Here is a 9917-nt window from a genome sequence, read left to right as displayed (position 1 = left end):
TTAAAATCCAAATTTTTTTGCACTTTTTTTACTTATAAGAATTTGTAAGATGAGGAAAAGAGAGCCGGGTTACTTTATTGCGTTCATTAAGAGCTGTCATGGTAAAAATAGCTTGTGCTGCAAGTGTCCTTTCATTTTTATAGAGCGGCTCGGAAAAAACATCAACACTCACTTCGAGTTTAACAGGACCGGCATTTTTTACATTCGCAACCAACTCCACTACAGCGTTTTCATTAATCTGAGAAAAAAAATTCACTTTCTCCACAGAAGCAGTGAACATTTTCTGACGTGTAGCCCGGGTAGCACATATAAAAGCAACTTCATCCATCCATTTCATCAACTCTCCCCCAAAAAGAATTTCGTTTGCGTTTAGTGTTCCGGGAAAAGCCATTCTGCACTGTCTTGTCTCAGCTTCGCTATATAAACTCTTACCGTTTTGCATCTGTTGCCTTTTGTCCATTGTTAATAACAGTCCGTTAAATTTTTACAGATTCCTGGTTATTAATTGTTTTCATCATTAATAACACAAAACACAACTCTCTCATAACAACAACTTTGCTTCATTAAGTCTCTGCGTTTAGGCTTTTTTTAACTGACTTTTGTATCTACAAAAATAATCATTTATTTCTCAAAAGAGCAATGGTTCACATCCTGTTCCCATTTCGTGCGATTTTATCTATATTTGCCTCTGATAGTCAAAAAATTTACGAAGAAAGACAATTTTAGTTTCATAGAAATGCCTAATCAACGCAGACATAGAAGAATAGAATACCCTCCAATTGTGGATGGCTTTAAACCGGTAGGGGTAAAAATGCGCAATATTGACAAAGTGGTTCTTTTGTTTGAAGAGTATGAATCGATTCGTCTCATAGATTACGAAAATATGAACCAGGAAGAAGCGGCAGCCCGCATGAACATTTCCCGCCCCACTTTTACACGTGTATACAAAAAAGCCAGAAAAGCTATTGCCAGAGCCCTTGTCGAGGGTAAAGCAATTATCATCGAAGGTGGTACATATATCTCAGAAAATTACTGGGCCCGATGCAAAAAATGCTCCAGACTTACCACTGCCCCCACTCCATTAAAAAACTGTCCCCATTGTCATTCGGCTGAACTCAGCAACATCCATCTGCCGGAATAAAAAACCGGCAAGAATTAACCTTCCTGCCGGTTCTTTAGTGTTTCCTGAAATAACTCACTTTTTCTTTTCCCAAAGTGCCTCCATATCTTCCAGGGTACGGCCTTTAGTTTCAGGGACAAATTTCCAGACAAAAAGAAGTGACAATACACTCATAATTCCATAAATGCTATACGTCATTGCACTGCTGAACTCCATCATCGCAGGATAGGTTGAAGATACAAGATAGTTGGCTGTCCACTGTGCTGCAACAGCGATCGCAACGGCTTTGCCACGTATTTTATTCGGGAAAATTTCTGATATGAGCACCCAGGTAATCGGCCCCCATGACATCATGAACGAAGCAGTATAAACAATCATGAACACCAAAGTACTGATCCCGATAATATCGAAAAAAGCAAGTCCGGCAATGGCAAACATGCCAAGCGCCATACCGGCAGAGCCTACAATTAAAAGCGGTTTTCGCCCCCAATTGTCAACCGTAAATATTGCAACAACAGTGAAAATGACATTTACAAGCCCCATGATCACTGTCTGAAGCATTGAAGCATCCTTGGCAGCCCCCATACTTTCAAAAATACGCGGGGCATAATAAAGCGCCACATTAATCCCCACAAATTGTTGAAAAACAGACAACAAAATACCGATAATTATCACTGTTTTCCCGAAAGAGAACAACTTCCCGGAGGTGTGATGTCTGAGGCTTTCTTTGATATCCTGTAAAACAGCCTGAGCACGATCTCTACCGTTAATTTTGGTAAGAATCTGAAAGGCTTTTTCTTCCTGCCCTTTTAATGCAAGATAACGTGGGGTTTCCGGAACAAGAAACAAAAGCAGACCAAAAAGACCAGCCGGAATAGTTTCGGATACAAACATTCGTCGCCATCCTATTTCGTTAATCCATTCCAGTGGTTGCCCGTGAGCAATCCCCCAATTCACAAAATATACAACCAACATTCCAAAAATAATGGCAAACTGGTTTAGGGAAACCAACCGCCCCCGAATATTCGCAGGCGCAACCTCACCAATATACATGGGACTGAGAGCAGAGGCAAGGCCAACTCCAACTCCGCCAATAACCCGGTAAAAATTAAACATCAGCAGCAAGCCGATGGTTGGTTCGCCAACTTTGAAAAATAAAAATTCGGGATAACCTGAACCAAGTGCAGAAATGAAAAAAAGAATAGCCGCAAATTGCAACGATTTTTTCCTTCCGAATCTGGTGGCCAGCAACCCGGAAATAAGGCCTCCTATTATACAGCCAATAAGAGCACTGGAGGTAGTAATTCCATGAATTATAGAACTAAGTCCCTGACTATCGATAAGATATGCCTGAACCGATTTTTCAGCTCCGGAAATAACAGCAGTATCATACCCGAAAAGCAGTCCTCCCAGTGTTGCCACCAGAGTAATGGCGATTACATAAGATTTGTTTTGTCCATCCATTGAACTAATATTTTGATTTTGATTTAGTATAAAATTAATTTTCAGGGCTTATTGGAAATCGCATGTACTATTTACATATCCCTGTTGGGGTAAACCTATCTGTGTTTATTTCATCTTATATTGAATAAGTTATTACGGCTGTTAGAGTTGTTAATGTTGTTTAGATGCTAAAATGTTATAAGTTATTACATCATCTAACAATTTAACAAACTAACATCTAACAATCTATTATGGCAATCTTTACCATGCTCGTTTCTTGAGTCTATTAGTTTGTCTGATTTATTGGAGTAATATTTCCCGCCTTATTCTCCGTGCTACCATCCTGCCCTTTTACCCTATCACCTTTCCACCTTTCCTCCAGGCTCCATGCCCCATGATCCATGCCCTGTCTTCTGCCTTCTGCCAGCCAAACTTCTGCCTGTTGGTAACTTTTATTTTATTTCTAAAAATCTGATAATCTATTATGGCAATCCCTGTCATGCTCGTTTCGTGGATTTATTTATAGGTCCGGTCTAAAAAGCATCTTTATTGCCACACTCATTTATCCAATAAAAACGAAACTACAATTTTTTCAAAGCCAAATATTCTTTTAACATCAATGAGTGCGGTATAAAAAGCATATTTTTTCAGAATCAAGGTGTTTTAAATTTTTGTACCGGAGTTAACTCGTTGTTTATGAGGATGCATAAATTTAAAACAACACAGAGTTTGGCAACAAAGATGCTTTTTAGACCGGGCTCATCAATATTTCAAAAAAGGAAGCGACAGTGGAAACTTCCGCATGTCGCTTCCTTGTAAAACAAGCAAAAACAAATTTTAGAAATACAAATTTATAAGTTGTTCATAAAGCTCTTGTTTACCGCTTATTTGAGCAGGCTCGCCGGTTTCGAGAGCAATCTTGCGCAAATCTTCAAGTGTCAGATTACCTTTCTCGAAATCAGCGCCTTTCCCTGAGTCAAAAGAAGCATATCTGTCGGCACGCATTTTCTTGTAATCCGACTCAGTTAAAATACGATCAGCAGCTTTCAGTGCACGTGCGAAAACATCCATTGCGGAAATGTGTGCAATAAAAAGATCTTCGAGATCGGTTGAATTCCTGCGCAATTTGGCATCAAAATTCACACCACCGGTTGTAAATCCACCGGCCTCCAGAATAACCAGCATGGCCTCAATGGTTTCATAAATATTTATCGGAAACTGATCCGTGTCCCATCCATTCTGGTAGTCACCCCGGTTGGCATCAATACTGCCGAGCAAACCGGCATCCGCGGCCATTTGCAACTCATGCTGGAAAGTGTGTTGAGCAAGAGTAGCGTGGTTAACTTCGATATTCAGTTTGAAGTCTTTATCCAACCCATAGTGACGCAGGAAACCAATAACAGTTTCAGCATCAAAATCATACTGATGCTTGGTAGGTTCCATTGGCTTGGGTTCAATCAGGAAAGTACCTTTGAAACCATTTTTACGGCCATAATCACGCGCCATGGTGAGCATCCGGGCCAAATGTTCTTTTTCGCGTTTGGTATTGGTATTAAGCAATGACATGTAACCTTCGCGACCACCCCAGAATACATAGTTTGCTCCTCCCAACTCAATCGTTGCATCAATGGCATTCTTTATCTGAGTGCCTGCATGTGCTACAGCTGTAAAGTCGGGATTTGTAGCAGCACCGTTCATATATCTTGGGTTACTGAAAACATTTGCCGTACCCCATAAAAGTTTGATACCAGAAGCTTTTTGTTTTTCTTTGGCATATTCAACCATTTTTTGTAAACGCTCTTCAATCTCACCTACCCCGCCATCTTCAGCTACATCAATATCATGAAAGCACCAAAAAGGAATGCCAACCTTAGTCATAAACTCAAAAGCAGCATCCATCCGGTTTTTGTTGCGTTCCATCACATCCTGCGACTCATCCCATGGAAAACTTTTGGTTCCTGGCCCAAAAGGGTCACCTCCTTCACCAGTGAGCGAATGCCAGTATGATAGTGCAAACCTGAAATGTTCCTTCATGGTTTTTCCGGCCACCACTTCATCTTCATTATACCATTTAAAAGCCAGAGGATTCTTAGAATCCTTACCCTCAAACTCAATTTTCCCTATTTCGGGGAAATACTCCTTTTTTCCTATTAATACATCCATTTTCTTCTATTTTAATAGTTTATTTAATTTTAGTTTCCAGTCTTTATAATGTTCATTAATAATATCCTTTTCATTATCGGGCTGAATAATTTCCAGTTTTTTCAAGTTTCGGAACGCCTCTTCTGGTGTTCTCCATATTCCGGCACCGAGAGCAGCTCCGCGCGCAGCACCCAACGAACCGTCTGTATCATAAAGTTCTATGGTTGCCCCGGTGAGATTAGCAAGGGTTTGGCGGAATAAGGGGCTTAGGAACATATTGGCTTTTCCCGCACGAATCACTCTGGTATTTACCCCCATATTCTGCATGATGTCCATTCCATACCTGAAGCTAAAAGCAATACCTTCCTGTCCGGCTCTTAACAAATGGTTTTGCTTATGAATATTAAAATTAAGACCGCTTAATGTGGCCCCCGGGTTTGCATCTTCCAGGACACGCTCGGCGCCATTGCCAAAAGGAAAAAAGCGAAGTCCTTCAGCCCCGACAGGAGCCGACAATGCTATGTCGTTTATTTCCGGATAGTCCAGGTCTTTGGCGGTATTGTGCCTCAGCCAGGCATTCAAAATTCCCGTTCCATTGATACACAGCAAAATACCAAGTCGCCGCTGCTCACGGGAGTGGTTAACATGAGCAAAAGTATTTACCCTGGATTTGGGATCAGGTGCCAACTGATCACTTACACCATATACAACCCCTGAAGTTCCCGCGGTAGCTGCAACCTCTCCGGGGTTCAAAACGTTAAGCGAAAATGCATTGTTCGGCTGATCACCGGCTCTGTAAGAAACAGGAATTCCTTCATCAAGTCCGAGTTCTTTTGCTACATCACTTCTAAGATGTCCCTGAGGAGCAAAGGTTTCCACACGATCAGGAATAAGTGATTTTGAAAACCCGAAAAAATCAAGCAATTTCCCGGAAATATCGTCACTCTGAAAATCAATAAATATACCCTCTGACAATCCTGACAAAGTAGTATTCTTTTCACCAGTAAGACGATAGGCAATATAATCGCCCGGAAGCATTATTTTATCAATACGCTGATAGGTTTCGGGTTCGTTTTCCTTAACCCAGGCCAACTTTGCCGCAGTAAAATTTCCCGGAGAATTAAGCAAATGGCTAAGCGACCATTCTTCGCCAAGTTTGTGAAAAGCCTTACGCCCGTATGGAACAGCACGGCTATCGCACCATATTATCGAAGGTCTGACAACCTGGCCATTCTTATCCAGAGCTACCAGCCCGTGCATTTGGTAAGTGATGCCAATGGCTTTAATATCAGTCGATTTAACTTTAGATTCGGCTAAAACTTCCTTTAAAGCACTTTTCAGATTGATCCACCAGTCTTCCGGCGACTGTTCCGCCCATTCGGGCTGTGGTGCAGAGATGGTCATTTCCTTTTTAGGAAAAAATGCCGATGCAGCACAAGTACCCAGCTCTATGTCGAGTAAACTCACTTTTACAGATGAGCTCCCTATGTCAAAACCCAGTGTGTACTTCATTTGTTACTCTGTTCTGTTCTGGTTAGTAATTGTTAAATTTTTAAATATTCAAATTCTCACATTCTACCTTCTTAAAGTGATTCACGAACCCGGATTGTTGTCGGTACACAAATGCGCATTGAAGTATCGTTAGCAACAAATTCGGCAGCTTTCATGCCCAACATTCTGAAATCTGTTGAAAGAACGGTGATGCCCTTATAGATAAATTTTTTCATCGGAGTTTCATTGTAAGAAATAAATCCGACATCTTCACCGGGTTCAAGCTGTTTTTCGCGTGTCTGTTCCAAAAACCTGCCCAGAATACGATCACTTACGCTAAGATAAGCAACACCTTTTTCAATTTCAAACAAGCTACTGTCTTTTAACACATCATATTTGATGTGGTGTTTCCTGCAAAACTTTTTAAAATATTCAACAGAATCGTAGGGATGATTTGTATATTCGGGGTAGACAAATACAAATTTCTTATACTTTCTGACCAGATGAAGAATTTTTTCAAGTTCATCCATTACCGGCTTCCCAAAATCCTGATACAATACGTTACTCGTCTCCGTAGCATAAATATTCCAATCGATAAGAAGCAACTTGTCCTCAGGCAATAATCCAAGCGTATCGGGCATCGAAGGATGATCAAACGGCATGATCACATATTTTGCATATTTGCCAATGCTCTCCTCAACTTGTTTTCGAAATACATCGGGATTGTAATGATGGAAATGAACATCAGCGATAACATTTTCGGGCAGATTTTTAAAAAATGAATCGTATAAAACCTCTTTATAAGCTTTAAAAGTATCCAGAAACAAAAATACCCTTCGAATCTCTTTGGCAATAAAATACCCTTTGTTAGGAACAGATTCAATAACCCCCTGCTCTTTTAATAAAGAATAGGCTTTGAAGACTGTATCACGAGAAAGCTGATAATCTTTGCAAACCTGATTAACCGACGGCAGATGATCTCCAATGTTCAAACGCTTCTCAGAAATCGCATTATTTACCGATTCAACCAATTGCCTGAATTTCGGGACATTGGAAGATTTACTTAATGCAAAGCTAAATACTTTATTTTCAATATCTTCAGCCATTCTGTTCTGGTATGTAAACTGTGCAAATATAATTTTTTTCAATTATATCCATTCAACAAATCATCAAATTTTTTCAGAAAAATTCAAAAATATAAATTACGGATTAATTATATTGTTGGTATTCAACGATTTTCATTAATGGCGATTTTAGTCATAATGAGCAAAACATTTATTACCTGCAAAATCCTGAATGCTCTGCGGGAAACTCAAATTGGAAATTAAGCCCTAAAAATTTTTAATTTGATAATATTTGCTCTAACCCAAAAAAAATCTAAAGGTTCCGTTCTTTTCAAACAGAGCGATATAGCCGTGAAGGCGGTAATGGATTCAGGCGTAAATTTTGTTTACACTTACGACCCCCAAAAACGGGCCGTTTGTATTTTTTGTAATAACCAGAAAAAGGTGCGGAATTATAAATTTCACGAAATATTTTGAATAAAGCCGGTTAGTTGTATGATTTACCAAATAATTATTGTACGAAACCCCATCCAATTATCGAGTTTTAGTTAAACTTCATTAATTATCTGCACAAACAGCAGCGAATTCAATTTAAGACACTACATTTGCACGCGAATTAACGGAAAAATCCGACATAGGAACAGATTATCATTCCGCAACGAATAAAATTCATTAAGACTTCACGTTCAGTTCAACCAAAAAAGATGGCGAGGTTGCATAACGTGATACCGTAAGAGTGGACACGTTTCTTTTTTGGTTTCAGGTCAAATCTTCATTCTACAAAAGAGACTTACAAACACTTTGAGACATCTGATAGTTCTTCATTGAAGAAGCCGTTGGTGTTATTTGATTAACGTACCATATGTACACAATTAAGTCATTTTCTAAAATTACTCTATGCAAAATTTTATTGAAACCGGGCTTCGTCCCGAAATTCTCGAATCGTTAGTAAAAATGGGATTTGAGACGCCCACACCCATTCAATCAGAAACAATACCTTTTATATTGGACTCCGACAATGATTTAGTGGCTTTGGCCCAGACAGGGACTGGCAAAACCGCTGCTTTCGGGCTCCCTATACTTCATAAGATCGAACCAGCACGAAAGGAAATCCAAAGCATTGTTCTTTGTCCCACAAGAGAATTATGCCTTCAAATAACGGCTGATATAGAAAGATACAGCTCAAATCTCCCGGTTACGGTAGTGGCTGTTTACGGTGGAGAACCTCTATATAAACAGACCGGAGCGCTTAAGAGGGGATGTCAAATGGTTGTTGGAACACCGGGACGAGTGAACGACCTCATAAATCGTGGAAAACTCGATCTCTCATCGGTTCGTTTTCTGGTGCTCGACGAAGCAGACGAAATGCTTAAAATGGGTTTCAAAGAGGAAATGGATGCCATACTGGCCCAGACACCGGCGATGAAACAAACATTGCTTTTTTCGGCCACTATGCCCCCCGACATTGAATCCATTACCGGCAGGTACATGCAGACACCCCACAAAATCAGTGTCACTTCGCGTAATGAGACCGCCAGCAACATTGAGCATCAATACATGGTAACATCACCATCTACAATATATCAAGCTTTGAGGAGATTTGCCGATATGCATCCGGACATTTACAGTATCGTTTTCTGCAGAACAAGACAGGAAACAAAAGATATTGCCAATAAGCTAATTGCGGACGGATATAATGCAGATTCGCTACATGGTGAACTATCGCAGGGACAACGTGATCAGGTGATGGGACGCTTCAAGAAAAAAACATCTTCAGATACTGGTAGCCACAGATGTTGCCGCCAGAGGCCTGGATGTAACCGATTTGACACACGTCATACATTATCATTTGCCCGACGATCCCGAAAACTATGTCCACAGGAGCGGCAGAACAGGAAGGGCAGGAAAATCAGGCATTTCTGTAGCCATTATAACTAATGGAGAATTAAAAAAAATAAAAATGCTGGAACGGCAAATTAAAAAAACCTTTGCCCAAAAACCAGTACCGAAGGGGATGGATGTCTTTCAGACAAGACTCGCCAACTACATTGGTTCACTCGAATCGATGGATGTTCATACCCCGGCATTGGAAGAACTTCCGGCACTAATAGAAGAAAAACTGAGCCATCTGTCAAAAGAAGACTTAATTAAAGGAATAGTGGCAAAAGAATTTTCTCACATTTACGAGGATTATAAAAACGCCCCTGATTTAAATGTTACATTTGAACGTGGGAGCCAGGAAAGAAAAGGAAGAAAAAGAAAAGACACCGAAAAAGGAAGCCGCTTTTCAAGGTTTTCCATCAACCTGGGTCGGAAAAACAACATGCGGCCCGACTTACTGATAAACATTATCAACAGACATACACCTGAATACAAAATACGAATAGGAAGAATAGACATTCAGTCAAAACACACCATTTTTGAAGCAGACTGGCATTATAAACAAGAACTGGTAAAAGCCTTCAGAAAAGCCAAATATAAAGGAAATCCATTAATGGTTCAGGCTTTCCAAAGATAAGGCAAGGAAAGGTGACCACTAGCTCTTTGCGTTTATCCTGTTCAAAACAGCTATTAGTGTCTGTCGGTAAAGAACCATTTGCTTTGTTACGCTTGCACAAATGGCACTTTTAAGACAGACACTAATATAGTGCCTGTCT

The 9917-nt window shown here is 40.1% G+C and carries 9 protein-coding genes; 3 read left to right on the top strand and 6 right to left on the bottom strand.

The genetic code is table 11. The features are described 5' to 3' along the window. Positions 1-28: 28 nt before the first annotated feature. Positions 29-442, bottom strand: coding sequence for an acyl-CoA thioesterase (locus OQ5_RS0102340; protein ID WP_044107337.1), 414 nt, complete (start codon positions 440-442; stop codon positions 29-31). Between the two features lie 294 nt (positions 443-736). Between OQ5_RS0102340 and OQ5_RS0102335 the strand changes: the two genes are divergently transcribed. Continuing rightward, entirely contained in the window at positions 737-1141 is a 405-nt protein-coding gene (locus OQ5_RS0102335) for a DUF134 domain-containing protein (RefSeq protein WP_016775951.1), read from the top strand. Between the two features lie 54 nt (positions 1142-1195). Here the strand turns inward: OQ5_RS0102335 and xylE are convergent, their stop codons facing one another. The 5 genes from xylE to OQ5_RS0102305 form a co-directional block, all read right to left on the bottom strand. After that, a complete protein-coding gene (gene xylE / locus OQ5_RS0102330) occupies positions 1196-2584 on the bottom strand; it encodes a D-xylose transporter XylE (protein WP_016775950.1) in 1389 nt (462 codons plus the stop codon). Between the two features lie 330 nt (positions 2585-2914). Beyond that, on the bottom strand, positions 2915-3064 hold the full coding sequence (locus OQ5_RS23355; RefSeq protein ID WP_016775949.1) for a hypothetical protein: 150 nt from the start codon (positions 3062-3064) through the stop codon (positions 2915-2917). 336 nt (positions 3065-3400) lie between these two features. Then, on the bottom strand, positions 3401-4726 hold the full coding sequence (xylA, locus tag OQ5_RS0102315) for a xylose isomerase (RefSeq protein WP_016775947.1): 1326 nt from the start codon (positions 4724-4726) through the stop codon (positions 3401-3403). Positions 4727-4732: 6 nt separating this feature from the next. Then, positions 4733-6217 (bottom strand): xylulokinase, encoded by a 1485-nt coding sequence (locus tag OQ5_RS0102310; protein WP_016775946.1) that lies wholly within the window; start codon positions 6215-6217, stop codon positions 4733-4735. Positions 6218-6288: 71 nt separating this feature from the next. After that, positions 6289-7302 (bottom strand): GntR family transcriptional regulator, encoded by a 1014-nt coding sequence (locus tag OQ5_RS0102305; protein WP_026055073.1) that lies wholly within the window; start codon positions 7300-7302, stop codon positions 6289-6291. A gap of 855 nt (positions 7303-8157) precedes the next feature. On the opposite strand from OQ5_RS0102305, the gene OQ5_RS24080 reads away from it, so the two are divergent. Then, positions 8158-9198, top strand: a complete 1041-nt coding sequence (locus OQ5_RS24080) for a DEAD/DEAH box helicase (protein WP_016775943.1) — start codon at positions 8158-8160, stop codon at positions 9196-9198. Continuing rightward, on the top strand, positions 9086-9778 hold the full coding sequence (locus OQ5_RS24075) for a DbpA RNA binding domain-containing protein (RefSeq protein WP_369688183.1): 693 nt from the start codon (positions 9086-9088) through the stop codon (positions 9776-9778). Before OQ5_RS24080 ends, OQ5_RS24075 begins: the two co-directional genes overlap by 113 nt. Positions 9779-9917 lie beyond the last annotated feature (139 nt).

The organism is Anaerophaga thermohalophila str. Valhall (assembly GCF_000250735.1).
Taxonomy (GTDB): domain Bacteria; phylum Bacteroidota; class Bacteroidia; order Bacteroidales; family Marinilabiliaceae; genus Anaerophaga; species Anaerophaga thermohalophila_A.
Note: the sequence above shows the minus strand (reverse complement) of the source record. Positions and strands in the feature narration are given on the sequence as shown.

What these genes read in the sequence shown, in the direction of transcription:
- OQ5_RS0102340 (WP_044107337.1), bottom strand. Translation starts at nt 442, where the DNA reads ATGCAAAACGGTAAGAGTTTATATAGCGAAGCTGAGACAAGACAGTGC.
- OQ5_RS0102335 (WP_016775951.1), top strand. Translation starts at nt 737, where the DNA reads ATGCCTAATCAACGCAGACATAGAAGAATAGAATACCCTCCAATTGTG.
- OQ5_RS0102305 (WP_026055073.1), bottom strand. Translation starts at nt 7,302, where the DNA reads ATGGCTGAAGATATTGAAAATAAAGTATTTAGCTTTGCATTAAGTAAA.
- OQ5_RS23355 (WP_016775949.1), bottom strand. Translation starts at nt 3,064, where the DNA reads ATGACAGGGATTGCCATAATAGATTATCAGATTTTTAGAAATAAAATA.
- OQ5_RS0102310 (WP_016775946.1), bottom strand. Translation starts at nt 6,217, where the DNA reads ATGAAGTACACACTGGGTTTTGACATAGGGAGCTCATCTGTAAAAGTG.
- xylE (WP_016775950.1), bottom strand. Translation starts at nt 2,584, where the DNA reads ATGGATGGACAAAACAAATCTTATGTAATCGCCATTACTCTGGTGGCA.
- xylA (WP_016775947.1), bottom strand. Translation starts at nt 4,726, where the DNA reads ATGGATGTATTAATAGGAAAAAAGGAGTATTTCCCCGAAATAGGGAAA.
- OQ5_RS24080 (WP_016775943.1), top strand. Translation starts at nt 8,158, where the DNA reads ATGCAAAATTTTATTGAAACCGGGCTTCGTCCCGAAATTCTCGAATCG.